Annotated in this window: 21 protein-coding genes and 1 tRNA gene; 16 read left to right on the top strand and 6 right to left on the bottom strand. The window is 68.3% G+C overall.

The genetic code is table 11. The features are described from left to right. Positions 1-40 precede the first annotated feature (40 nt). The 3 genes from BDD16_RS21725 to BDD16_RS21735 are packed head-to-tail and all read left to right on the top strand — an operon-like array spanning position 41 to position 2,263. Positions 41-895, top strand: a complete 855-nt coding sequence (locus BDD16_RS21725) for a Crp/Fnr family transcriptional regulator (protein WP_179635860.1) — start codon at positions 41-43, stop codon at positions 893-895. Positions 896-947: 52 nt separating this feature from the next. After that, a complete protein-coding gene (locus BDD16_RS21730) occupies positions 948-1,241 on the top strand; it encodes a DUF2934 domain-containing protein (RefSeq protein WP_218897901.1) in 294 nt (97 codons plus the stop codon). After that, positions 1,241-2,263, top strand: a complete 1,023-nt coding sequence (locus tag BDD16_RS21735) for a zinc-dependent alcohol dehydrogenase family protein (protein WP_218897902.1) — start codon at positions 1,241-1,243, stop codon at positions 2,261-2,263. Before BDD16_RS21730 ends, BDD16_RS21735 begins: the two co-directional genes overlap by 1 nt. A 29-nt stretch (positions 2,264-2,292) precedes the next feature. Here the strand turns inward: BDD16_RS21735 and BDD16_RS21740 are convergent, their stop codons facing one another. Beyond that, positions 2,293-2,721: a universal stress protein gene (locus tag BDD16_RS21740; protein WP_179635861.1), complete on the bottom strand. Its 429-nt coding sequence runs from the start codon at positions 2,719-2,721 to the stop codon at positions 2,293-2,295. A gap of 140 nt (positions 2,722-2,861) precedes the next feature. On the opposite strand from BDD16_RS21740, the gene BDD16_RS21745 reads away from it, so the two are divergent. The 3 genes from BDD16_RS21745 (at position 2,862) to BDD16_RS21755 (ending at position 5,532) form a co-directional block, all read left to right on the top strand. Beyond that, positions 2,862-3,593 (top strand): helix-hairpin-helix domain-containing protein, encoded by a 732-nt coding sequence (locus tag BDD16_RS21745; protein ID WP_179635862.1) that lies wholly within the window; start codon positions 2,862-2,864, stop codon positions 3,591-3,593. A 5-nt stretch (positions 3,594-3,598) separates the two neighbouring features. Next, entirely contained in the window at positions 3,599-4,777 is a 1,179-nt protein-coding gene (gene cfa / locus BDD16_RS21750) for a cyclopropane fatty acyl phospholipid synthase (protein ID WP_179635863.1), read from the top strand. A 95-nt stretch (positions 4,778-4,872) separates the two neighbouring features. Continuing rightward, complete coding sequence (locus tag BDD16_RS21755) at positions 4,873-5,532, top strand: BON domain-containing protein (RefSeq protein WP_179635864.1); 660 nt, start codon at positions 4,873-4,875, stop codon at positions 5,530-5,532. Positions 5,533-5,550: 18 nt separating this feature from the next. On the opposite strand, the gene BDD16_RS21760 is transcribed toward BDD16_RS21755, so the two are convergent. Further along, positions 5,551-6,156, bottom strand: a complete 606-nt coding sequence (locus BDD16_RS21760; RefSeq protein WP_179635865.1) for a J domain-containing protein — start codon at positions 6,154-6,156, stop codon at positions 5,551-5,553. Positions 6,157-6,268: 112 nt separating this feature from the next. Here BDD16_RS21760 and BDD16_RS21765 point away from each other — a divergent pair, with 112 nt between their 5' ends. From BDD16_RS21765 to prmB, 7 genes are all read left to right on the top strand, one after another. Further along, positions 6,269-8,134, top strand: coding sequence for a PHA/PHB synthase family protein (locus tag BDD16_RS21765; RefSeq protein WP_179635866.1), 1,866 nt, complete (start codon positions 6,269-6,271; stop codon positions 8,132-8,134). A gap of 73 nt (positions 8,135-8,207) precedes the next feature. Further along, positions 8,208-8,786, top strand: a complete 579-nt coding sequence (locus tag BDD16_RS21770) for a hypothetical protein (RefSeq protein ID WP_179635867.1) — start codon at positions 8,208-8,210, stop codon at positions 8,784-8,786. A gap of 54 nt (positions 8,787-8,840) precedes the next feature. After that, positions 8,841-10,070: a succinyldiaminopimelate transaminase gene (dapC, locus tag BDD16_RS21775; protein WP_179635868.1), complete on the top strand. Its 1,230-nt coding sequence runs from the start codon at positions 8,841-8,843 to the stop codon at positions 10,068-10,070. Positions 10,071-10,126: 56 nt separating this feature from the next. Further along, the gene (gene dapD, locus BDD16_RS21780; RefSeq protein WP_179635869.1) at positions 10,127-10,957 is read left to right on the top strand and encodes a 2,3,4,5-tetrahydropyridine-2,6-dicarboxylate N-succinyltransferase; all 831 of its coding nucleotides are present in this window, start codon (positions 10,127-10,129) and stop codon (positions 10,955-10,957) included. A 29-nt stretch (positions 10,958-10,986) separates the two neighbouring features. Beyond that, positions 10,987-12,273, top strand: coding sequence for a PilT/PilU family type 4a pilus ATPase (locus tag BDD16_RS21785; RefSeq protein WP_179635870.1), 1,287 nt, complete (start codon positions 10,987-10,989; stop codon positions 12,271-12,273). Between the two features lie 46 nt (positions 12,274-12,319). After that, positions 12,320-13,468, top strand: a complete 1,149-nt coding sequence (gene dapE / locus BDD16_RS21790) for a succinyl-diaminopimelate desuccinylase (protein ID WP_179635871.1) — start codon at positions 12,320-12,322, stop codon at positions 13,466-13,468. Further along, positions 13,465-14,388 carry a 50S ribosomal protein L3 N(5)-glutamine methyltransferase gene (prmB, locus tag BDD16_RS21795; protein WP_179635872.1) on the top strand — a complete coding sequence of 308 codons (924 nt, stop codon included), beginning with the start codon at positions 13,465-13,467 and terminating at the stop codon, positions 14,386-14,388. The genes dapE and prmB overlap by 4 nt, the downstream gene beginning before the upstream one ends. Positions 14,389-14,398: 10 nt before the next feature. Here prmB and BDD16_RS21800 read toward each other — a convergent pair. Next, a tRNA-Gly gene (locus tag BDD16_RS21800) sits at positions 14,399-14,472 on the bottom strand. A gap of 26 nt (positions 14,473-14,498) precedes the next feature. Continuing rightward, entirely contained in the window at positions 14,499-16,028 is a 1,530-nt protein-coding gene (gene dacB / locus BDD16_RS21805; RefSeq protein ID WP_179635873.1) for a D-alanyl-D-alanine carboxypeptidase/D-alanyl-D-alanine endopeptidase, read from the bottom strand. Positions 16,029-16,189: 161 nt separating this feature from the next. Here dacB and trmB point away from each other — a divergent pair, with 161 nt between their 5' ends. After that, complete coding sequence (gene trmB / locus BDD16_RS21810) at positions 16,190-16,957, top strand: tRNA (guanosine(46)-N7)-methyltransferase TrmB (RefSeq protein ID WP_179635874.1); 768 nt, start codon at positions 16,190-16,192, stop codon at positions 16,955-16,957. Positions 16,958-16,968: 11 nt separating this feature from the next. On the opposite strand, the gene BDD16_RS21815 is transcribed toward trmB, so the two are convergent. Then, on the bottom strand, positions 16,969-17,796 hold the full coding sequence (locus tag BDD16_RS21815; protein WP_179635875.1) for an undecaprenyl-diphosphate phosphatase: 828 nt from the start codon (positions 17,794-17,796) through the stop codon (positions 16,969-16,971). Between the two features lie 153 nt (positions 17,797-17,949). Between BDD16_RS21815 and BDD16_RS21820 the strand changes: the two genes are divergently transcribed. Further along, positions 17,950-19,335, top strand: coding sequence for a pseudouridine synthase (locus BDD16_RS21820; RefSeq protein WP_179635876.1), 1,386 nt, complete (start codon positions 17,950-17,952; stop codon positions 19,333-19,335). Positions 19,336-19,580: 245 nt separating this feature from the next. Beyond that, positions 19,581-20,210, top strand: a complete 630-nt coding sequence (locus BDD16_RS21825) for a TetR/AcrR family transcriptional regulator (protein WP_179635877.1) — start codon at positions 19,581-19,583, stop codon at positions 20,208-20,210. A gap of 130 nt (positions 20,211-20,340) precedes the next feature. On the opposite strand, the gene purL is transcribed toward BDD16_RS21825, so the two are convergent. Beyond that, positions 20,341-24,354, bottom strand: coding sequence for a phosphoribosylformylglycinamidine synthase (purL, locus tag BDD16_RS21830; RefSeq protein ID WP_179635878.1), 4,014 nt, complete (start codon positions 24,352-24,354; stop codon positions 20,341-20,343). Positions 24,355-24,368: the final 14 nt, after the last annotated feature.

A 24,368-nucleotide genomic window follows, 5' to 3' on the forward strand; every position in this document is an offset into this window, starting at 1 on the left:
CCTGAACTAGCAGTTCCCTCAATTTTTCCGGAGGACCTACATGACTTGCCCCACCGCATCGCCCACGTCCGCCACTGGTTTCCCGTCACGCACAGGGACCCGGTGCACAGCCTCCGATGTGCTGCGCTGGTTCGGACGCCCCGACCAGGTCAGCAGCGCCACGGACCTGATCGAGTTCCAGATGCGGCAGGTCCATGCAGGGCGTTCACTGGTGGTCGAAGGGCAGCCGTTCGAGAAACTGCACCTCGTCAGCAGCGGCAGTTTCAAGTGCGTCCAGACCGACGTGGACGGCTACGAACAGGTGCTCGCATTCGCGATCCATGGCGACATCATCGGACTGGACGGTCTGGGCCAGGCGCAGCACCGGTCGGGCGCGGTGGCACTCGAGGACGCCTGCGTCGTCACGCTGCCCATCCGTGACCTGCTGGCGCTGGGCCGGGAGATTCCTGCGCTGGAATACCTCCTGCACCATGCCGCCGGGGCCGAAGTCTCCCGCTGCGGCGATACCCAGTACCTGATGGCGGCCCCCAGTTCCGAGGTGCGCGTCGCGCGCTTCCTGCTGCAGTTCGCCCGTCGCCAGTCGGCGCTGGGGCACTCCGGGCGCCGGCTTCGCATGTGCATGACGCGGCGCGACATCGCCAGCCACCTCGGGGTCGCCCACGAGACGGTCAGCCGGGTCCTGACCGCCCTGGACCACGATGGCTACATCAGCGTGTCGAACCGCGACATCGAACTCGTCGATCTGTCCGCACTGTACGAACTGCAGCGGGTGACCCGTGGCCGGCAGTCGCGCGAGCGGCGCGCCGACACGGCCCGGCAGGCGGCGGCCCGGGCACTGGTCAAGGCCGCCGACAGCGCGGCAGGCCGGTTGATCGAGTGTCCCGACGCCCGGTGAATGGCCAGTGCGCCCCCCGACCAGGCACCACCCACCCTCGCAGGAGATGTCCATGAGAAAACTGTCCACCACCTCCCGCCCCGGCAGGTCCGCGCCACCGGTGATGCTGGTTGGCGCGCAGGATTTCGTCGAACCGGACACCGTGGAAGTCGAACCCGCTGGCGCAAGCACGGCGGCGGTGTCCGACGACCCGGACCGGGTGCAGCCGGACGGGATCGACCGCGAGCAGATGGTGCGCGAAGCGGCGTACCACCGCTACGAGGCCCGCGGCAGCGTCGATGGCCATGCCCTGGAGGACTGGCTGAACGCCGAGGCTGACGTCGAACACCTGTTCGGCTGCGGGTGATGCCTGCCGGCAGCGGCGACCGGGCCCCGTGGCGGGCCATGGTGCTGACGGCACCGGGGCGGCCGCTTCAGGAGGTCTGGCGGCAGCAGTTGCCCCGGCCGGCGGCCGGTCAGGTGCGCATCCGGATGAGCGCCTGCGGCGTGTGCCGCACCGATCTGCACATCGTGGACGGTGAATTGCCCTGGCCCGGCCACGCGGTGGTGCCCGGCCACGAGATCGTGGGACGCATCGGCGCACTGGGGCCGGGTGTCACCGGGCTGGCGCTGGGGCAGCGTGTCGGCGTGCCGTGGGTGGGCTGGACCTGCGGCCGCTGTGCGTACTGTCTGGCCGGGCGGGAAAATCTCTGTCCGCAGGCCGAATTCACCGGCTGGCAGCGCGATGGCGGTTATGCCGATCAGGTGCTGGCCGATGCACGCCATGTCTTCGCGATTCCGGAGGGCTACAGCGATGCCCAGGCTGCTCCGCTGCTGTGTGCCGGGCTGATCGGCTGGCGCGCCTACACCATGGCGGGCGCGGAGGCCCACCGCATCGGTCTGTACGGCTTCGGCGCCGCGGCACACCTCATCGCCCAGATCGCACGCCACCAGGGCCGCGAGGTCCACGCCTTCACCCGCCCTGGCGACACGGCCGCCCAGGCACTGGCCCGGGAGCTGGGTGCGGCCTGGGTGGGCGACTCGAACCAGACCCCCTCCGTGCCGCTGGACGCGGCCCTGCTGTTCGCGCCGGTGGGTGCACTGGTCCCGATGGCACTGCGGGCCGTGCGTCCCGGCGGCACCGTCGTCTGCGCCGGCATCCACATGAGCGACATCCCGTCCTTCCCCTATGCCTGGCTGTGGGGCGAGCGACGCATCGTCTCGGTCGCCAACCTCACCCGCCGCGATGGCGACGAGTTCCTGCGGGTGGCGGCCTCGGTCGCGCTGCAGATCCGCGCGCATGCCTACCCGCTGGACAGGGCGAATCAGGCGCTGGACGATCTGCGCGCAGGACGACTCACAGGAGCCGCAGTCCTGCTGGGCCGCTGAGGGCGATGGCCTCCGGCCCTGGCGTCCGGTCACTTCACCAGCAGCACCGGCACCTTCGCCAGATGCACCACCCGCTGCGCGACCGAGCCGAGCAGCAGACCGCCCAGGACATTGCGCCCGTGCGTGCCCATCACGATCTGGTCGACCGCACGGTCGCCCGCCACACGGACGATCTCGGTCGCAGGCAGCCCTTCGACCCCCAGCGTCACCACCTGCTGCAGGCCGCTGGCCCGCGCATGGGTCAGCGCCGTGGCCAGCAACTGGTCCTGGTGTCTGCGCGACGCCTGTTCGACCGCATCGAAATCGAAGATCGGCACCTCGCCGTAGTAGACCGGCAACTCCCGCACGTGGAGCAGCACGGCCTCGGTCTGCGGCACCAGACCCGCCAGCCGTGCGGCCACCTCGATGGCACGGCTGGCGTGGTCCGACCCATCGACGGCAATCAGCAACTTGAACATCGAACGCTCCTTGCGGTGCCCATGACACCATGCAGCCCAATCTAGTCCGGCACTGCAGCACCGGATTGCGCGCACTCAATGCGGTCCGTGCCATGGGTGCGCAATCTGCAGTGGCGTTTCACCGGAGCACGGAAGCCACGATGTCCACGGCAGAAGTTCAAGGTCTCACCGCGGCGCCGCCACCGGGTCGCGCACCCGCGCAGCCCGACAACCCGTCCATCGCACAGGCGCTGCGGGAGATGGCGGTCCTGCTGGAAGCACAGGGCGACAATCCGTACCGCATCGCGGCCTACCGCCATGCCGCCGACACCGTGGAGCAGTTGCCGCGCCCGGTGCGTGATCTCCATGCACAGGAAGGCGAAGCGGGTCTGGTGGCACTACCGACCATCGGCACCCACATCGCGGCGGCCATTGCCGAACTGCTCGGCACGGGACGCTGGCAGCGACTGGATCGGCTGCGCGGCGAAGCCGATCCGGACGTGCAGCGCCGCAGCGGGGCCGCGGCAGCGCAGCATCCCGGCCCGCCAGTGGCGCTGCTGCTGGACATCGACCGGATGTACCGCGCCCGCGCACAGGCCGGCACGCTGCCCCGGATCGCCCCCAGACGCTTCAATCCCTCCGGCTCGGCCTGGCTGCCGGTGATGCATGTCGAGCGCCCTGGCTGGCATGTCACGGCGCTGTACTCCAACACGGCACGGGCGCATGAGCTCGGACACGTGGAGGACTGGGTCGTGCTGTACGCCGAGGACGATGCCCACCATGAACACCACTGCACCGTGGTGACCGCCGGCCGAGGCAGCCTCGCGGGCCGACGCGTGGTGCGCGGGCGCGAAACCGAATGCCGCGCGCTGTACGCGACGACAGGAAGCTGACCGCGATGCTCCTGACCTCCCTCTCCACCAAGGTACCGCCCGCCGATCCCGGTCGTGTCGCAGCGCAAGCGCTGCCCCGGACCCTGGCACGGCTGTTCGAGCGTGCCGGGATTCGGGTCAATGGTCCGGACCCCTGGGATCTGCAACTACACGACCCTGCCGCCTGGGGCCGCATGCTGCGCCACGGCGTGCTGGGGTTCGGCGAGTCGTACATGGACCAGCAATGGGATTGCGAGTGCCTGGAGGAGTTGATCTGCCGACTGCTGCTGGCGGACGGCGACCACGTGGTCACGCCGCAGTCGCTGCCCGGCTGGCTCGCCCGGCAACTGCGCCACGGGCTGATGAACCTGCAGTCCGTGGCACGCGCATTCCATGTCGCGGAGCAGCACTACGACCTCGACAACGAGCTGTTCGCGGCGATGCTCGACGAGCAGATGGTCTATTCCTGTGCCTACTGGGCCCATGCCACCGATCTGGACCAGGCGCAGCGCGACAAGCTCGATCTGATCTGCCGCAAGCTCGATCTGCAGGCTGGCGAGCAACTGCTGGACGTGGGCTGCGGCTGGGGTGGCCTGGCCGCCCATGCGGCACGGCATTACGGCAGCCAGGTGCAGGGCGCCACCGTGTCCCGGGAGCAGGCCACGCTGGCCCGCGCACGCTGCGAGGGCCTGCCGGTGCAGATCAACGTGACCGACTGGCGCGCACTGCACGGCCGCCACGACAAGCTGGCGTCGGTGGGCATGTTCGAGCACGTGGGTCCGAAGAACCACCGTGCGTACTTCCAGCACATGCACGACCTGCTGAAACCCGGTGGCCTGTTCCTGCTGCACACGATCGGCATCGACCGCACCAGCGGCGCCACCAATGCCTGGACCGACCACTACATCTTCCCGAACGGCAAGCTGCCCTCGGCGCTGGAGTTGACCCGGGCGATCGAGGGCCTGTTCACCATCGAGGACTGGCACAACTTCCCCGCCGACTACGAGCGCACCCTGCTGCACTGGTGGCAGCGCTTCGAGCAGCACTGGCCGGCCCTGCGCAGCCGCCACGACGAACGCTTCTTGCGGATGTGGAGGTTCTACCTGCTGTCCAGCGCCGGGTATTTCCGCTCCGGTCAGGGCCAGTTGTGGCAACTCGTGCTGTCGCCACCGGGCCGTTGCCGGGGCTACCGGTCGGTGCGTTGAGTGCACTCAACGCCGCGGTGGTGGCAGCGATCGACCATGCAGCGGCGGCCAGACCGCGGCAGGCCTCCTGCCATCCATACACGGAAAGGACCATCATGAAGACCGATGAACAGCTGAAGACGGACGTCACGAGCGAAATGGAGTGGGATCCGGCCATCAATGCCACGCATGTCGGCGTGGCGGTGAAGGGTGGCGTGGTGACGCTGACCGGCCATCTCGAGACCTTCGCGGAGAAGTACGCCATCGAGCGCGCCGTGGGCCGCGTGGAGGGCGTCAAGGCGGTGGCGATCGAACTCGACGTGAAGCTGGCCCCGGGCCACAAGCGCAGTGACTCCGAGATCGCGGAAGCCGCAGAGGCCGCGTTCAAGTGGCACGCCCTGATCCCTGGCGACCGCATCCAGGTGAGGGTCGAGAAAGGCAGGGTCACGCTCGCGGGCGAACTGGACTGGGAGTACCAGCGCACGGCGGCCGAGAAGGCGGTGCGGCCACTGACCGGGGTGGTCAGCGTCATCAACAACCTCCGGCTGAAGCCCTCGGTGGCGCCGGCCAACATCTCGAACCGCATCCGCGACGCGCTGGCGCGCCATGCCGAGCGCGAAGCCAAGAACATCGAGGTGATCGTGAACGGATCGACCGTCACGCTGCGTGGCCGGGTCGATTCCCTGGCCGAGCGGTCGGCGGCGCAAGGCGCGGCCTGGGCCGCTCCCGGCATCAGCCTGGTCGTCAACGACCTGACGGTCGGATCGGGCACCTGAACGGACCGCAGGGGTTCCTCAGGGCCCAGGAACCTCTGTCCCGGCCGGACCAGTCCGGGCAGAAGGCACCACCACGGCCAGCACGACCTGCAGATCACCGGGCAGACCGGTCTGCCCGGGCGCAGGGATGCCCCGCCCCCGCAAGCGCAGCTGGTGGCCGGTCTGCGCATGGGCGGGAATGCAGACCTCCACCTCGCCTCCGGGAGTGGGCATGGACACGGTGGCCCCGCGTGCGGCGTCCCAGGGCGTCACCGGCAGCGTGGCATGCAGGTCACGCCCCTCGACACGGAAAAGCGGGTGCGGCTCGAACTGCACCTCCAGGTACAGATCGCCCGGCCCCGCACCGACACATCCGGACGCCCCCCGCCCCCGCAGGCGGATCAGCTGGCCCGCCCGCAGCCCCCTGGGAATCGCGAGTTCCAGCGGATGCTCGACGAGGACCGGCCGCCCCAGGGCATCCGGCACGAAGCTCCGCAACTTCAGCGTCCGCCTGGCGCCATGAAAGGCATCGTCCAGCGGCACCAGGATCGTCGCGTGGAGGTCTGCCCCACGGCCATCGAACCCCGTCCCGACCAGCGGGTGCTGCCAGAGCTGGTCACGGGTACAGCAGTCCTTGGACTCCATGGTGGTGATTCCATCGTGTCGGAGGTGAGAAAACCAGATCCTGAGCCGGGACGGCCGTCCGTGATTGACCGCACTCAACGCCGCCCGCCGATCGGCACCACCCAATGTGCGGATGAACCACACGCCACCCAGCCTCCTGCCTGCGCATCCGCCCGGAGCGGTCGTCCTGCCTGCCGCGTCGATCCGGGGCACGCACGAGCGCCGCGACAGCGCCTGGCTAGGCCGCTCCGACCCGCCCTCGCCCGCATTCGAGCGCTACCGGGACCTGGACCGGTTGCTGCTGTCCTCGATCGGCCACTGGACCGGTGGCCTGTCCGTGACGACCCGGGCCAACGCCCTGTTCGACTGGTGGGTGCACCTGGCGGCTTCACCGGCCAAGCAGCTGGAACTGCTGCAGTGGTCCGTGGACATCGCGCCGCACCTGCTCGAAGTCTGGCTCCGGCCGCAAGGCCGTGCCACCACGCCGGCCCATGCCCGGATCGAGCCCAGGCCCCTGCCGCAGGACAAGCGCTTCTCGGCACGCGCCTGGCAGGACTGGCCCTTCAGCGCCTGGGCACAGAGTTTCCTCGCCGTGCAGCAGGCCTGGCACATGGCCACCGAGGGCGTGCCCGGCGTCAACCGCCACCACGAGGAGATGGTGGCCTTCGGCGCCCGGCAGTTGCTGGACATGCTCGCACCCTCGAACAGCATTGCCACCAACCCGGTGGTGCTGGAGCGCACGCTGGACGAGCGCGGCGCGAACCTGCTGCGCGGCGCCCGGCACGCCGCGGAGGATGTCTGGCGCGAGGCCCTCGAACTGCCCCCCGCAGGCGCCGAAGCGTTCAAGGTCGGCGTCAACGTGGCGGCCACGCCAGGGCAGGTGATCCTGCGCAACCGCCTGGCCGAGCTGATCCAGTACACACCCACCACGCCGCAGGTGCGGCCCGAACCGGTGCTGCTGGTGCCGGCCTGGATCATGAAGTACTACATCCTCGACCTCTCGGCGCACAACTCGCTGGTCCGGGCGCTGGTCGATCAGGGATTCACGGTGTTCGTGCTGTCGTGGAAAAACCCCGAGCCACGCGACCGCGACATCGGCATGGCGGATTATTTCCACCTCGGCGTGGAAGCGGCGCTGGACGCGATCGAACGCGTGCAGCCCTTCGCGCCGGTGCACGCCGCCGGCTACTGCCTGGGTGGCACCCTGCTGGCCATGGCCGCCGCGGCACTCGCCCCGCGCAGGCCACAAGCCTTTGCCAGCCTCACGCTGCTGGCCGCCCAGACCGATTTCACCGACCCCGGCGAGCTGGGCCTGTTCATCGACGAAGGCCAGGTCGAACTGCTGGTGGACATGATGTGGCGCCACGGCGTGCTCCATGCGCGGCAGATGAAGGGCACGTTCCAGATGCTGCGCTCGCAGGATCTGGTCTGGTCCTACCGGCTGGTCAACTACCTGCTGGGCGAGCGCCAGGCGCCGAGTGACCTGATGGCCTGGAATGCCGACGGCACCCGACTGCCCTACCGCATGCACAAGGAGTACCTGCACACGCTGTTCCTTGACAACGCGCTGGCGCGGGGCGAGGCCTGCCTGGATGGCGAACCGGTCAACCTGGCGCACATCCGCATGCCGGTCTTCAACGTCGGCACCCTGCAGGACCACGTCGCCCCCTGGCGGTCGGTGTACAAGCTGCACATGCTGACGGATGCCGAGCAGACCTTCTGCCTCACGGCCGGCGGTCACAACGCCGGCATCATCAACCCGCCGCAGCAGGCCCGCACCAGCCACCGGCTGCGCCTCTGGCGCTCCGGTGACCCGCTGCTCACGCCCGACCAGTGGCTGGAGAAGACGCCGCTGACCGAGGGCTCCTGGTGGACACCGTGGTTCGACTGGCTGCACGCCCGCAGTGGCCCGTGGCGCCATCCGCCCACCATGGGCGCGCCGGAACAAGGGCTGCCCCCCCTGCAGGCGGCGCCGGGACGCCACGTGCTGGCGCCTTGAGTGCACTCAATCGGACGGGGCCAATTTCCACCAATATTGTGACTTTCTCCACACCTGAATGCAGGAGTCACCGATGGCACGACAAACGAAGACCCCCGATTCGAACGAACCCTCCACCGCGGGTGCCGGCAGCGATGCCAGCAGCGAACTGACCCAGGACGGGCTGACGGGTGCCCGGGAATGGTGGCACCAGTCGCTGACCGTGGCCCAGGGCATGGCCGACTGGCTGGAGCAGACCCAGCGCATGAACACGGACGCCGCCCGGGCCTGGGCCGAGTCGCTGGCGAAGGCCGATCGCGAGGTCCGGCAGGCCGAGGATCTGGCCGCGCTGATGGCGGTGCCGGCCAATCTGGTCAACCAGCAGCTGGATCTGGCGCTGCGCCGCTTCAACGACCAGTCCAAGCGCCTGATCGAAACCGAGCTGGAATGGGCGGACCAGACACGCGAACGGACGCTGGCGCTCGGCCAGACCTGGATGGCGGGCCGCCCGGATGGCAACGGCGCGACCAGCCGGCACAGCGGCAACGGCGCGGCACTGCCAGCCGCCGAAGCCCTGAAACGCACGCAGGATGCCTGGTCCGACATGTGGCAGCGCTGGATCGACGGCATGAACACGGGCATGAAGCAGCAGGCCGCATCGGCGTCGCGGTAAGGCCGGTGCAGCAAGGCCGTCCCCGCACAGGCCAGTGCGGGATAATCGGCCTCCATGAACCCGCTGCTCTCGCGCCTCCAGCCCTACCCCTTCGAGCGGCTGCGTGCCCTCGTCAAGGACGTCCGCCCGAACCCGGACTTCACCCCGATCAGCCTCGGCATCGGTGAGCCCAGGCACCCGGCGCCCGAGTTCCTGAAGCTCGCGCTGACCTCGTCGCTCGACGGGCTGGCGACCTACCCCGCCACGGCCGGTCTGCCCGCGCTGCGCAAGTCGTGCGCCGGCTGGGTGCAGCGGCGCTACGGCGTGGCACTGGACGCCGACACGCAGATCCTGCCCGTCAACGGCTCGCGCGAGGCGCTGTTCTCGCTGGCGCAGACCGTCATCGACCCGACGCGCGACGCGGCAACCGGCGGCCCGGTCGTCGTCTGCCCGAACCCGTTCTACCAAATCTATGAAGGCGCGGCCTACCTGTCCGGCGCCACGCCCGTCTTCGCCAACAGCGACCCGGCACGCAACTTCGCCGCCGACTGGTCGCAGATCGACGAGGCCACCTGGGCACGCACGCAGCTGCTCTACGTCTGCTCGCCCGGCAACCCGACAGGCGCCGTGGTGCCGCTGGAGGAATGGGCCGAGCTGTTCGCCCTGTCCGACAAGCACGGCTTCGTGATCGCCTCGGACGAGTGCTACTCCGAGATCTACTTCCGCGACGAGGCCCCGCTCGGCGCACTCGAAGCCGCGAAACAGCTCGGCCGCGACGACTTCCGGCGCCTGGTCGTGCTGACCAGCCTGTCCAAGCGCTCGAACGTGCCGGGCCTGCGCTCGGGCTTCGTCGCCGGGGACGCGCGGATCATGAAGTCCTTCCTGCTCTACCGCACCTACCACGGCAGCGCCATGAGCACGACCGTGCAGCAGGCCAGCATCACCGCCTGGGACGACGAGGCGCACGTGGCCGAGAACCGCGCGCTCTACCGCCAGAAGTTCGCCCAGGTCACGCCCGTGCTGGCTGCCGTGATGGACGTGGCGCTGCCCGACGCCAGCTTCTACCTGTGGGCCAAGGTGCCCGAGACCGTCTTCGGCGGCAGCGACACCGTGTTCACGCGCGAACTGCTGGCTCAATACAATGTCGCGGTGCTGCCCGGCAGCTACCTGGCGCGCGAGGCCCACGGCGTGAACCCCGGCACCGGCCGCGTGCGCATGGCGCTGGTGGCCGGCGTCGAGGAATGCCTCGAAGCCGCACGCCGCATCGCCGACTTCGTGCGCGTCAACAGCCACCGCGCCGCCTGAACCCCCTGCGCCCCACCGAATTTCAACCGAATTCCAACCGAATCCGAGAACACGCCATGTCCGACCTCAGCCAACTCCAGAACGTCATCGAAGCCGCCTGGGAAGACCGCGCCAACCTGTCCATCGCTTCGGCACCGGCCGAAGTGCGTGACGCCGTCAACCACGTCATCGACGCCCTGGACACCGGCAAGCTGCGCGTGGCCGAGCGCCAGGGCGTGGGCCAGTGGCACGTCAACCAGTGGGCCAAGAAGGCCGTGCTGCTGAGCTTCCGCCTGAACGACAACGTGCCGATGGCCTCCGGCGACCTGAACTTCTTCGACAAGGTGCCGACCAAGTTCGCCGGCATGAGCGAAGCACAGCTGCGCGCCACCGGCGTGCGCGTGGTGCCGCCGGCTGTGGCGCGCCGCGGCAGCTTCATCGCCAAGGGCGCGATCCTGATGCCGTCCTACGTCAACATCGGCGCTTACGTCGATGAAGGCACGATGGTCGACACCTGGGCCGCCGTCGGCTCCTGCGCGCAGATCGGCAAGAACGTGCACCTCTCGGGCGGCGTCGGCATCGGCGGCGTGCTGGAGCCGATGCAGGCCAACCCGACCATCATCGAGGACAACTGCTTCATCGGCGCCCGCTCCGAAGTGGTCGAAGGCGTGATCGTGGAAGAAAACTCGGTGCTGTCGATGGGCGTGTACATCGGCCAGAGCACCAAGATCTATGACCGCGCCACCGGCGAAGTCACCTACGGCCGCATCCCGTCCGGCTCGGTCGTCGTCAGCGGCAACCTGCCGAGCGCCGATGGCAAGTACAGCCTGTACTGCGCCGTCATCGTCAAGCGCGTCGATGCGCAGACCCGCGCCAAGACCAGCATCAACGACCTGCTGCGCGGCTGAACACCATCACAAGAACATTCGGGGGAACGATGAGCACCAAGAACATGGAACGCATCCTGCGGCTGATGGCCGAGAAGCGGGCGTCCGACGTCTTCCTGTCGGCCAACATGCCGGTGCTCATCAAGATCCACGGCCAGATCCTGCAGCTGACGCAGGAACCTCTGGCGCCCAACCAGCCGCGCATGCTGCTGGGCGAGGTGATCACGGCCGCGCAGATGGAAGAGCTGCTGGAAACCGGCGAGCTGAACATGGGGGTCCACATCAGCGGTGTGGGCACCTTCCGGCTCTCGGGCTTCAAGCAGCGCGACTCCATCGCCGCGGTCTTCCGCTTCATGCCGACCGAGATCCCGGCGCTGGACTCGCTCAACCTGCCGGAGATGCTGAACACGCTGTGCCTGGCCAAGCGCGGGCTGGTGCTGATGGTCGGCGCGACCGGCACGGGCAAGAGCACGACGCTCGCGTCCATGCTCCAGAACCGCAACAAGCAGGTCGCGGGCCACATCCTGACCATCGAGGATCCGATCGAGTTCCTGTTCACCAACTACAAGTCGGTGGTGAACCAGCGCGAGGTCGGCCGCGACGTGCAGTCGCTGCAGATCGGCCTGAAGAACGCGATGCGGCAGGCGCCGGACTGCATCTTCATCGGCGAGATCCGCGACCGCGAGACGATGAGCGCGGCGCTGTCCTATGCGCTGTCCGGCCACCTCGTGCTCTCGACCATGCACGCCAACAACAGCCACCACGCGCTGAGCCGCATCCTGTCGTTCTACACGCCCGAGTCGCGGCCGGCGCTGCTCTCGGACCTGGCCGCCGGACTGAAGGCCATCGTCTCGCAGCGCCTGCTGCGCTCGACGCAGGGCGGACGGGTGCCGGCGGTCGAGGTGCTGCTGAACACGCAGTTCGTCTCCGAGCTGATCGAGCAGGGCAACTTCTCCGGCATCAAGGAGGCGATGGACCGCCTGATGGCCGAGGGCTCGCAGACCTTCGAGCAGGACATCGCGCGCCTGGTCACCGAACATCTCGTCACCCGCGACGAAGGCATCAGCCACGCCGACTCGCCGACCAACCTGCTCTGGCGCCTGCAGAACGACATGGTCAGCAGCAAGCGCCAGCAGGAGGAGGAGAAGGAGGCCGAGCCGGGGCCGTCCTTCACGGAAATCACGCTGGATGTGGTGTCTGGCCACAATCCGAATGCACGGGGCAGCTTCTCGCCCTCGCCAGTCCCGATGTCCACCGGGACGGCACCACCGATGCCTCCGATGCCACCGAATTCGGCCGCCATCAAGCCGCTGCCCTTCCTGTCCAAGAAGCGCTGACCCGCGCCCGGACGCTGAACAGCCGCCCCGCGCGGCCGTCCCCGACATGCACCTGCCTACCCTCGCCCTGGTCGAGCAACTCTTGGCCCGCCCTTCTCTCACCCCGGACGATGCGGGTTGCCAGACCCTGATCGCCGACCGCCTGCGCCCGCTGGGCTTCGAATGCACCGACCTGCCCTTCGGCCCGGACGATTTCCGGGTGAGCAACCTGTGGGCGATCCGCCGCGGTGCGGCTGAAGGACCGACGCTGGTCCTGGCCGGCCACACCGACGTGGTGCCGACCGGCCCGCTCGACCAGTGGACCTCCGACCCCTTCGTGCCCACGCACCGCGACGGCCGCCTCTACGGCCGCGGCAGCGCCGACATGAAAACCTCGCTGGCGGCCATGGTCGTCGCGGTGGAAGAATTCGTCGCCGCCCACCCGGACCACCGCGGCGCCATCGCCTTCCTGCTCACCAGCGACGAGGAAGGCCCGGCGCACAGCGGCACCGTCAAGGTCTGCGAATGGCTGGTCGAGCGTGGCGAGCGGCTGGACGCCTGCATCGTCGGCGAGCCGACCTCCGTGCGCAGCGTCGGCGACATGGTGAAGAACGGCCGGCGCGGCTCGATGTCGGGCCGGCTGACGGTGCGCGGCGTGCAGGGCCACATCGCCTATCCGCAGCTGGCGAAAAACCCGATCCACCTCGCGGCACCCGCGCTCGCCGAGTTGTGCGCGATCGAGTGGGACCGCGGCAACGACCACTTCCCGCCGACGAGCTGGCAGATGTCCAACGTCCACGCGGGCACGGGCGCGACCAATGTCATTCCCGGCACGATGGTGGTGGACTTCAACTTCCGCTTCTCGACCGAATCGACGCCGGAAGGGCTGCAGCAGCGGGTCAGGGAGGTGCTGGACCGCCACGGCCTCGACTACCAGATCGACTGGAGCCTGAGCGGGCGCCCCTTCCTGACGCGCCCCGGCCCGCTGGTCGATGCGCTGGCAGGTGCCATCCGCGCGGTGACCGGACTGGAGACCGAGCTGTCCACGACGGGCGGCACCTCCGACGGCCGCTTCATCGCCCAGATCTGCCCGCAGGTGGTCGAGTTCGGACCCGTCAACGCCACGATCCACCAGATCGACGAACACTGCGCGCTGGCCGCCCTCGGCCCGCTCAAGGACATCTACCGCCGCACGCTGGAGGCAATGCTCGCATGACCCCGATCCCCACGAACACGCCCCAGCCGACCACCGTCCTCGCGCTGATCGAGGCCATGGGCGAGCGCCTGACGCAGGCCGGCGTCAGTTTCGGCCACGGCACCACCAACGCCTTCGACGAGGCCGTCTGGCTGACGCTGTGGAAGCTGGGCTTGCCGCTGGACGAGCTGGACGCCGTGGCTGCCTCGCCGGTCACGCCCGCGCGCCAGGCCGACGTGGAGGCGGTGGTCGCGCAGCGCATCGCCACCCGCAAGCCCGCCGCCTACCTGACCCGCGAGGCGTGGCTGCAGGGCGTGCCGTTCTACGTCGACGAGCGGGTGATCGTGCCGCGTTCGTTCATCGCCGAGCTGCTCGCGGACCCGGAGCTGGGCGAGGCGCTGGACGCCTGGCTGTCGGTCGACACCGACCGCGTGCTCGACCTCTGCACAGGCAATGGCAGTCTGGCGGTGCTGGCGGCGATGGCCTATCCGCAGGTGCAGGTGGATGGCGCCGATCTGTCCACGGATGCGCTGGAAGTGGCCCGCATCAATGTGCGCCGACACGGGCTGGCCGAGCGCATCACCCTGATCGAAAGCGACGGGCTGGCCGCGCTGACCGGCCCCTACGACCTGATCCTCTGCAACCCGCCGTACGTGAACGCGGCGTCGATGGAGCAATTGCCCGCCGAATACCGGGCAGAACCGGAACTCGCGCTGGCGGGGGGAACGGACGGCATGGACTTCGTCCGCCAGCTGTTGCAGGACGCCCCGACCCGCATGCAGCCGCAGGCGGTGCTGGTGCTGGAAATCGGCAACGAACGGGCCTACTTCGACGCGGCGTTTCCGACGCTGGAAGTGGTCTGGCTGGAGACGAGTGCGGGGGAGGACCAGGTGCTGCTGGTCACGCGCGAGGCGTTGGTGGCGTGGCAGCAGGGGGATTGAGCGCTGGATCTGGAGCGGGTGATGGGAATCGAACCCACGTATGAAGCTTGGGAAGCTGCCGTTCTACCATTGAACTACACCCGCGCGCTGCCAGAAACTGCAGACCGAGATTATGCCAGACGCGCCGCCCATTCGACACAGGCGTCCAGTGCAGGCGTGGCTGCCGCCACATTTTCCGCATGGTTGGCCAGCAGGCACACACCCAGCATGCGCCCGCTGCGGGTGCGCGCATAGCCGGCCAGACCGCGGGTGTCGAGCAAGGTACCTGTCTTCAGCCAGGCCTGCCCTTCCGCAGCGCCCCCGCGCAGACGGCCCTCCAGCGTGCCATCGACACCAGCGATCGGCAGGGACTTCAGCAGCAGCTTGCCCTGCGGCCCGCGCGCGGCGCGGCTCAGCAGATGGACCATCGCCTGCGGCGTGGCCCTTTCCAGGCGGGACAGGCCCGATCCGGTGTCCAGTCCGACCAGTTCGCGGCGCACACCCTTGCGGGTCAGCCATTCCCGCACGCGGGCTTGCGCGGCGTCGGCCGTGGCTGGCCGGTTCGGGAAATCGGACGCCAGGCTCAGCATGAGGTGGCGTGCGACCAGGTTGTCGCTGCGCTTGTTCATCTCGATCAGCTGCCGCGACAGCGGCTCCGACAGGTGCTCGGAATACGGTGCGGCAGCCTGCGCATCGGCCAGTTGCCACGGCACCGGCGAGGACGCGGAATGTTCGACCACCCGCCCGCGCAGCACGCCGCCGACCTGCAGCCACAGCCCTTCGATGGCACGCAGCCCCAGATCGCGCATGCTGACTGGCGAAAACTTGATCTGCTGCGCGCCACAGCGGGGCGACCACTGCCCGTTGATCTGCAACTGCGGCTGCGGTGTGCCCTCGACATCGCGGTAGACGGCATTCGCCACACAGGCACCGCCACGTCCCAGTGCGTTGATCAGCTTGACGTCGTGCAGGGCCGGCGTGACCTGGATGTTGGCGCGGCCGCCGCTGTCCGACTGCACGGCCACGCGCACCACGCCAGCGTCCAGCGCCAGCGCATCGGGGCGCACATGGTGCGGACGGTCGGGGGACGGCTCCGGCGTGGAGCTCAGGTCCTGCGGGCGCAGGCTGAACGCGTCGCGGTTGAGGATGATGTCGCCCCAGACTTCCTGCAGGCCCTGCGCCCGCAACTCCTGGAACCAGGCCAGCAGGTCCTGCGACGTCAGGCTGGCGTCACCGCCACCACGGATGACCAGGTCACCCAGCAAGCGCCCGTTGGTGAGCGGGCCACTCAGGTAGGCACGGGTGCGCCAGCGGTAGGCCGGGCCGAGCAGGTCGAGCGCCGCCATCGAGGTGATCAGCTTGGAGGTGGACGCCAGCACGAAGGGCCGTCCGGCCTGCCACGACAGGACGGCGGCCGCCCCGTCCAGCGCTTGCACATGCAGGCCGAAGCCGTCCAGCGACAGGCCGGTCTCAACCAGCCGCTCCTTGAGCCCAGCCGGCAGCACATCCACCGGCTCGGCCAGCGGTGCTGGCAGTGCAGCGGGGGCCGCCCGTCGGCCGCGCGCCTGGAGCGGACCCGCGGTCAGGCCTGTCGATGCGGCCACGGCCAGTGCCAGCCAATGGCGCCTGGAAGGATGCTCGGGCGAATCGGAGGCCCTCACGGTTGATGCAGAATCACTCATGCACCGAGCCTAGGCGGGCATCGCCGAGGTGCATAGGCAAAATAGCCCGGACTAGCCCCTTCAATCCCGTCACCACCGGTTTCAGGGATTTCTTTCTGAAATATTCATACCGATCGCACACGCCGCGGTACCCCTTGTTCATGACTGTCACTGATCCGTCCCTCGTCCAGCCCGCCCCGACCGACCTGCCCGCGAACACCGAGGCCGACACCGGCCCGACCGAACCACCCGCCGTCCACCACCGCGCGATCCGCAGCTTCGTGGTCCGGGCCGGCCGCATGGGCACGGGGCAGATGCGTGCGCTGGAGGAACTGGGCCCGCGTTATGTGCTGCCCTGGTCCGACCAGCCGATGGATCCGCAGGCTGTCTGGGGCCGCACCGCACCGGTGGTGCTGGAGATCGGCTTCGGCATGGGTGGCGCCACGGCGGAAATCGCCCGCCATCGACCGGAGGTGGATTTCCTCGGTGTCGAGGTCCACACGCCCGGGGTCGGTGCCCTGCTCAAGCTGATCGACGAACAGGGCCTCGAGAACCTGCGCATCGTGCAGCACGACGCGGTGGAAGTGCTGGACCGCATGATCACGCCCGCCTCGCTCGCGGGCGTGCACATCTTCTTCCCGGATCCCTGGCACAAGAAGAAGCACAACAAGCGCCGCCTCATCCAGACCGAGTTCATTGCCCGCCTCGTCACCCGTCTGGCCCCCGGCGGCTACCTGCACTGCGCCACCGACTGGCAGCCCTATGCCGAGCAGATGCTGGAGGTGCTGTCAGCCGAACCGGCGCTGGAGAACACGGCCGACGGCTATGCACCCCGCCCCGACTACCGCCCGCTGACCAAGTTCGAGAACCGCGGGCTGAAGCTGGGGCACGGCGTCTGGGATCTGGTGTTCCGGCGCCGCGCGGACTGAGCGCCGTCGCCTCAGTCGTGCCAGCTGACCATGCCGGTGTAGGACGTCACCAGGATCAGCAGGCCGAAGGCGATGCGGTACCAGGCGAAGGGTACGAAGTTGTGCGTCGCCACATACTTCAGCAGCCAGCGCACGCACAGCCAGGCCGACAGGAACGAGAACACCAGTCCGACGGCGAACACCGGCGCATCGGCCATCGACAGGTGCGCACGCTCCTTGTAGAGGCTGTAGGCGCCCGCACCGATCAGGGTCGGGATGCCAAGGAAGAAGCTGAAATCGGTCGCTGCCTGCCGCGACAGGCCCATCAGCATGCCGCCGATGATGGTCGAGCCGGAGCGGCTGGTGCCCGGGATCATGGCGAAGCACTGCACCAGGCCCACCTTCAGCGCGTCGAGCGGGGTCATGTCGTCGACCGAGGACACCCGCACGGAGCTGGCGGGGCGTCGCTCGGCCCACAGGATGATCAAACCACCGACAATGAAGGCTGCAGCGACAATCACGGGCGTGAACAGGTGGGCCTTGACGGTCTTTCCGAAAGCCAGCCCCAGAATCACCGCAGGCAGGAAACCGATCAGCACATTCAGCACGAATCGCTGAGCGTCCCGGCTGGTGCCCAGATGGGTCACCGTGTTCGACAGACGCTGCCAGTAGACCAGGATGACCGCGAAGATGGCGCCGGTCTGGATGGCGATCTCGAACACCTTGCCACTTTCCGTGTCGAACCCGCCGAGCAGCGAACCTGCAAGGATCAGGTGTCCGGTGCTGGAAATCGGCAGGAACTCCGTCAGACCCTCGACCACGCCCATCACCGCGGCCTTCAACAACATCACGATATCCACGCGCAAATCCCTTCGATTGGCCCTCTGCGGGCCGGACAAGAAAACGCCCCGATTGACGGGGCGTGATACTGGTGTTCAATACTGCAAAAGAAGATAGCACAGGCGCAGTGGCGTTCCGTTCCGGAAGCCTTGTGTCTGCGCTCGCCTGACGACATGGTCACACTCACTTTGAAAAAAAAATCCCTCCCTTCCCACGATCAGGGGAAGCCTGCCGGACGCGGCCCCCTGCGCGGGCCCGGTGCGCGCCCGCGCCCGACACTGGCGGAAGCCCAGGCGCAGCGCGTTGCGCAGCAACAGGCGTGGGAACGGGAGCAGGCAGAGCAGCGTGATCGCACCGAGCGCCGGCCGCAGCAGCCGCAGCGCCGGGACGGCGGCGGCCCGCTGAGCGTCAACAACCAGCGATTCGCCCAGAATCTGGCCGACCGCGGTGCGCCGCGCCGGGACGCTCCGCCACCCAGACAACAGCAAGGCTGGGAACGCGAGGCCCCCCCGCAACGCGGCCATGACGACCGCCGACCGCAGCAGCCGCAGCGCCGGGATGGCGGCGGCCCGTTGAGCGTCAACAACCAGCGATTCGCCCAGAACCTGGCCGACCGCGGTGCGCCGCGCCGGGATGCACCAGCCCCCCATTGGCAGCAGCAGCCCCAGCCCGAAGCGCCCCGCCAGTACCCGCCCGCGGCGCCGAACCGGCCGCTGAAGAGCGTCGTCAATCCCCAGGTCGCCCGCCAGATGGGTTCCGACCGCCCGGGCCCATCCCCCACCACCCCCGTCAACCGCCCTGCCGGCCTGCCTTCAGCGGAAGGCGACCGGCTCTCCAAGCGCATGACCGCGCTGGGCCTGGCCTCGCGCCGGGAAGCCGACGAATGGATCGAGGCGGGATGGGTGCGCGTCAACGGCCGTCTGGCCGTGCTGGGTCAGCGCGTGCGACCGGAAGACAAGATCGTCGTTGATCCGGCCGCGCACCGCGAGCAGGCGCAGCGCGTCACCATCCTGCTCAACAAGCCAGTGGGCTATGTCAGCGGCCAGGCCGAGGACGGCTACGAGCCGGCCTCGGTGCTGCTGCGCCCTGAAAACCAGTGGAAGGAAGACCAGTCTGGTCTGCGCTGGCACCCGGGCCACATGCGCAGCCTGGCGCCGGCCGGACGGCTGGACATCGATTCGGTGGGCCTGCTGGTGCTGACCCAAGACGGTCGGGTGGCGCGCCAGCTGATCGGCGAAGACTCCAACGTCGAGAAGGAGTACCTCGTCCGGGTCGAGTACCACCATGGCCCGCGGCTGCCCGACTCGGACCTCGCCCTGCTCAACCATGGGCTGACCCTCGACGACCACGTGCTGCGCCCCTGCAAGGTCAGCTGGCAGAACGAGGACCAGCTGCGCTTCGTGTTGCGCGAAGGTCGAAAACGCCAGATCCGACGCATGTGCGAAGCGGTCGGTCTCAAGGTGGTCGGGCTGAAGCGCGTGCGCATTGGCAGCGTTTCTCTGGGTCATCTCCCCCCGGGCCAGTGGCGATATCTGCGACGTGATGAATTTTTCGCGTGAATCATTCACTGAATTCCAGATACAACCAGCACATAAACGGGTAAGAACCGTACCAATTTTCAGCGATCACCCAACGCCCCATCGCAGACACTGTCCGTAGAGATGTCAAGCCGATCCAACGGTCGGCAACATCTGTCGAACTGACGTCATTGTTAGTACAACGGTAATAAAAAGTACCCTTTTTTATCACTTTTGCTGCTTTTGGGAATAAAAGCTAAAGTACGATTGGGACGTGGGGAAGCCTCATGATCGAACAAACAGCCATAATTTCTTCTTCGCTAGACCACCGCACCCGGCTTCTTGAAGGCATGGCTCGCTGCGTGGCCACCAAAGGGTATGCCGATACCACGATCGCCGACATCGCCACGGCGGCACGTGTATCCAAGCGTACGTTCTATGAACATTTCAAAACAAAGCAAGAATGCCTGATTGCACTGTATGAAAACGCCAGCCAGCGGGGCCTGAACAGCCTTGCGCGAGCGATCGAACCTGATCAGCAGTGGCCGGCCCGTGTCGATCATGCCGTGAAGGCCTATTTCAGCCATCTGGCAGCCAACCCGCTGCTGATGCGCACGCTGTTCATCGACGTGCTCGCCGTGGGTCCCGAGGGCCTGCAGGCACGGCGCAAGGTGCACCAGCAACTCGCAGAGCTGATCGCCAGCACTGCCGAGCAGCCGGACAGCGAACTCAACGTATGGCAGGCCAACGCGATCATCGGTTCACTGACCGAAATCGTGCTGCAGGCCATCGAACAGGACCGGGTCGAACAGTTGCCCGAATGTGCCGACGAGGCTGCGCAGGTCATTCGCGCCGCCATGCAGTCACAGCTTGCCCATCCGGTCATTCCTCCGGAACCCGGCACCGATCCACACTGACTGGATCGTTGATGTCAAAACGGCACCGATCCCGGTGCCGTTGCATTTTCCAGAGCCGGCAAGCGCTTTCCCCACACATGCGCTTGCCAGGAAATGCCCTCCCGGACACCTCCCTCAACGTCTCTTCCGTTCAGCCGACCCACTTCCGGGCGTTGCCGAACATGCGCAGCCACGGGCTCTGCTCCGACACGGCGCCCGCCGTCCAGCTCATCTGCACATTGCGGAACACGCGCTCCGGATGCGGCATCAGCACCGTGAAGCGGCCGTCTGCCGTCGTCACCGAGGTCAGGCCATCCGGGCTGCCGTTCGGGTTGAGCGGATAAGCCTCGGTCGCACGCCCTTCGTGGTCCACGAAGCGCATCGCCCGGTGCACCTTGGCGGCATCACCGCGCTGCGAGAAGTCGGCGAAGCCCTCGCCATGCGCCACCGCGATCGGCAGGCGGCTGCCGGCCATGCCCTGGAAGAAGATCGACGGGCTCTCCAGCACCTCGACCAGGCTCAGCCGGGCCTCGAACTGCTCGCTCTTGTTGCGGGTGAACTTCGGCCAGTCCTGCGCGCCAGGGATGATCGGTGACAGCGCCGCCATCATCTGGCAGCCATTGCACACGCCCAGCGCGAAGGTGTCCGGACGGCCGAAGAAGGCCGCGAACTGCTCAGCCAGCGCCGGGTTGAACAGCACCGAGCGCGCCCAGCCCTCGCCTGCGCCCAGCGTGTCGCCATAGCTGAAACCGCCGCAGGCGATGAAGCCCTGGAACTGGTCCAGCCGGGCACGACCGCGCTGCAGGTCGGTCATGTGGACGTCGAAGGTGTCGAAGCCGGCCTTGGCCATCGCGTAGGACATCTCGACGTGCGAGTTCACGCCCTGCTCGCGCAGGATCGCCACCTTCGGCCGCGTGATGTTGATGAACGGCGCGGCCACGTCCTGCAGCGGATCGAAGCTCAGCGCGACATGCAGCCCGGTGTCGTCCGGCGCGCCCACCGCGGCGTGCTCGCTGTCGGCGCAGGCCGGGTTGTCGCGCTGCGCGGCGATGCGCCAGCTCACGTCGTCCCACGCTTGTTGCAGCTTCTGCAGCGGCGCGGTGAACACCGTCTTCGCGTCGCGCCAGACCTCGACGGCCGCCCGGTCATTGGTCTTGCCGATGACGTGGCTGTGCTTGCTCAGGCCGTGCGCACGCAGCGTCTGCATCACCTCGTTGCGCACGCTGGTCGGCACCTGGATCACAGCGCCGAGTTCCTCGTTGAACAGCGCCTTCAGCGTCAGCTCGTTGCGGCGCTCGCCCACCTGGGTGGCCCAGTTCTTCGAGTCGCCGGTGTCGGCGCGGCTGTCCGTGATGCCGTCGCCTTCGGTGACCAGCATGTCCACGTTCAGGCTCACGCCGACATGGCCGGCAAACGCCATCTCGCACGCTGCCGCCCACAGACCACCGTCGCTGCGGTCATGGTAGGCCAGCAGCTTGCCCTCGGCGCGCAACTGGTTGATGGCCGTGACCAGCGCCTTGAGCTGCGCCGGATCGTCCACGTCCGGCACTTCATGGCCGAACTGGCCGATCACCTGCGCCAGCATCGAGCCGCCCATGCGGTTCTGGCCGTTGCCGAGGTCGATCAGGATCAGCGAGGTGTCGAGGCCGGCGGGCGTGTCGGTCTTCAGTTGCGGCGTCAGCGTGCCGCGCACGTCGTCCAGCGTCACGAACGCGGTGACGATCAGCGACACGGGTGCCACGACCTGCTTCGACTGCCCGTCGTCACTCCACTTGGTGCGCATCGACAGCGAATCCTTGCCAACCGGGATGCCCACGCCCAGCGCCGGGCAGAGTTCCATCCCGACCGCCTTGACCGTCTCGTACAGCGCGGCGTCCTCGCCCGGCTCGCCGCACGCCGCCATCCAGTTGGCCGACAGCTTGACGCGCGACAGCTCGAACGGCGCGGCCAGCAGGTTGGTGATGGCCTCGGCCACCGCCATGCGACCCGACGCGGGCGCGTCCAGCGCGGCCAGCGGCGTGCGCTCGCCCATCGCCATCGCCTCGCCGCGGAAGCCGCTGTAGTCGGCCAGCGTCACGGCGCAGTCGGCCACCGGCACCTGCCACGGCCCGACCATCTGGTCGCGGTGGCTCATGCCGCCCACGGTGCGGTCGCCGATGGTGATCAGGAAGCGCTTGGAGGCCACCGTCGGGTGGCGCAGCACGCTGAACGCCACCTCGTCGAGCTGCACGCCGGTCAGGTTCAGCGGCGCCTCGGTCCGCTCGACGCGCGTGACATCGCGGTGGACCTTCGGCGGCTTGCCGAGCAGCACGTCCATCGGCATGTCGATCGGGCGCTCGCCATTCGGACCGTCTTCGAGGACCAGCTCGCGGTCATCGGTGGCGATGCCGACCACCGCATACGGCGCGCGCTCGCGGCGGCACATCTCGTCGAACAGCGGCAGCGCCTCCGGCGTCACCGCCATGACGTAGCGCTCCTGGCTCTCGTTGCACCAGATTTCCTTCGGCGCCAGGCCGGTCTCTTCCAGCGGCACCTTGCGGATGTCGAAGGTCGCGCCCTTGCCCGCGCCGTCCACCAGTTCGGGGAAGGCATTGCTGATGCCACCCGCGCCCACGTCGTGGATCGCCACGATCGGGTTGCTCGCACCCAGCGCGTAGCAGTGGCTGATGACCTCCTGCGCGCGGCGCTGGATCTCGGGGTTGCCGCGCTGGACCGAGTCGAAGTCGAGCGAGGCGGTGTTGGTGCCCGCCGCCATCGACGACGCGGCGCCGCCGCCCATGCCGATGCGCATGCCCGGGCCGCCGAGCTGGATCAGCAGCGTGCCGGCGCCGAACGGCAGCTTGTGCGTCTGGCTGTCGGCGATGGTGCCCAGGCCACCGGCGATCATGATCGGCTTGTGGTAGCCGCGCTTGACACCCGCCACGTCCTGCTCGAACACGCGGAAGTAGCCCGCCAGATTCGGCCGGCCGAACTCGTTGTTGAACGCGGCGCCGCCGAGGGGGCCCTCGGTCATGATCTGCAGCGGGCTGGCGATGTGCGCCGGCTTGCCGATGGGGTCGTTTTCCCACGGCTCATTGGTGCCGGGCAGGTTCAGGTTCGACACGCTGAAGCCGGTCAGGCCCGCCTTGGGCTTCGAGCCACGGCCGGTCGCGCCTTCGTCGCGGATCTCGCCGCCCGCGCCGGTCGCAGCACCCGGGAACGGGGAAATCGCCGTCGGGTGGTTGTGCGTCTCGACCTTCATCAGCACATGCACCAGCTCTTCGCGGGCGGCGTACTGCGGCGCATTGGTGTAGCCCTGCGGCGTCCAGCGCTCGATCACGCCGCCCTGCATCACCGACGCGTTGTCGCTGTAGGCGACCACGGTGGACTGCGGCGACACCTTTTCGGTGTTGCGGATCATGCCGAACATGCTCATCGGCTGGCGCTCGCCGTCGATGGTGAAGTCGGCGTTGAAGATCTTGTGGCGGCAGTGCTCGGAATTCGCCTGCGCGAACATCATCAGCTCGACGTCGCTCGGGTTGCGGCCCAGGCCGGTGAAGGCGTTCACCAGGTAGTCGACCTCGTCCTCGGACAGCGCCAGCCCGAACTCCTTGTTCGCCACGACCAGCGCCGCGCGGCCCTGCCCCAGCACGTCGACATGCGCCAGCGGCTCGGCCGGCTGCTCGTCGAACAGGTGGCGGGCGGCATCACGTTCGAAGGCGGCCGACTCGGTCATGCGGTCGTGCAACACCAGCGCGCAGGCCTGCAGCTCGTCCGCCGTCAGCGGCTTGGCACCACCCTTGAAGGTGTCCAGCAGGCCGGACTTCAGCACCAGCCGGTACTCGGTGACCCGCTCGACGCGGTGCAGCGTGGCGCCGCAGTTGTGGGCGATGTCGGTGGCCTTCGAGGCCCACGGCGACAGCGTGCCCAGCCGCGGCATCACGACGATCAGCTCACCTTCCGGCCGGGCGGTGTAGGCGTCGCCGTAGGTCAGCAGCGCCGAGAGCTGGTCGAGGTCCGCGCGCTCCAGCGCCGCGTCGCTCCAGACCCAGTGCACATGGCGCGCCGTGACATCGACGATGCGGGCGCTGACGGCCTGCAGCCGGGGCAGCAGCGCCTGGGCGCGGAAGGCGGAAAGGGCGTTGCCGCCCTCGAAATGCTGGAGGTGCTTGGAGGATGAAGACACGCGGTGAGTCCCGA

Source organism: Sphaerotilus montanus (assembly GCF_013410775.1).
GTDB lineage: Bacteria > Pseudomonadota > Gammaproteobacteria > Burkholderiales > Burkholderiaceae_C > Sphaerotilus > Sphaerotilus montanus.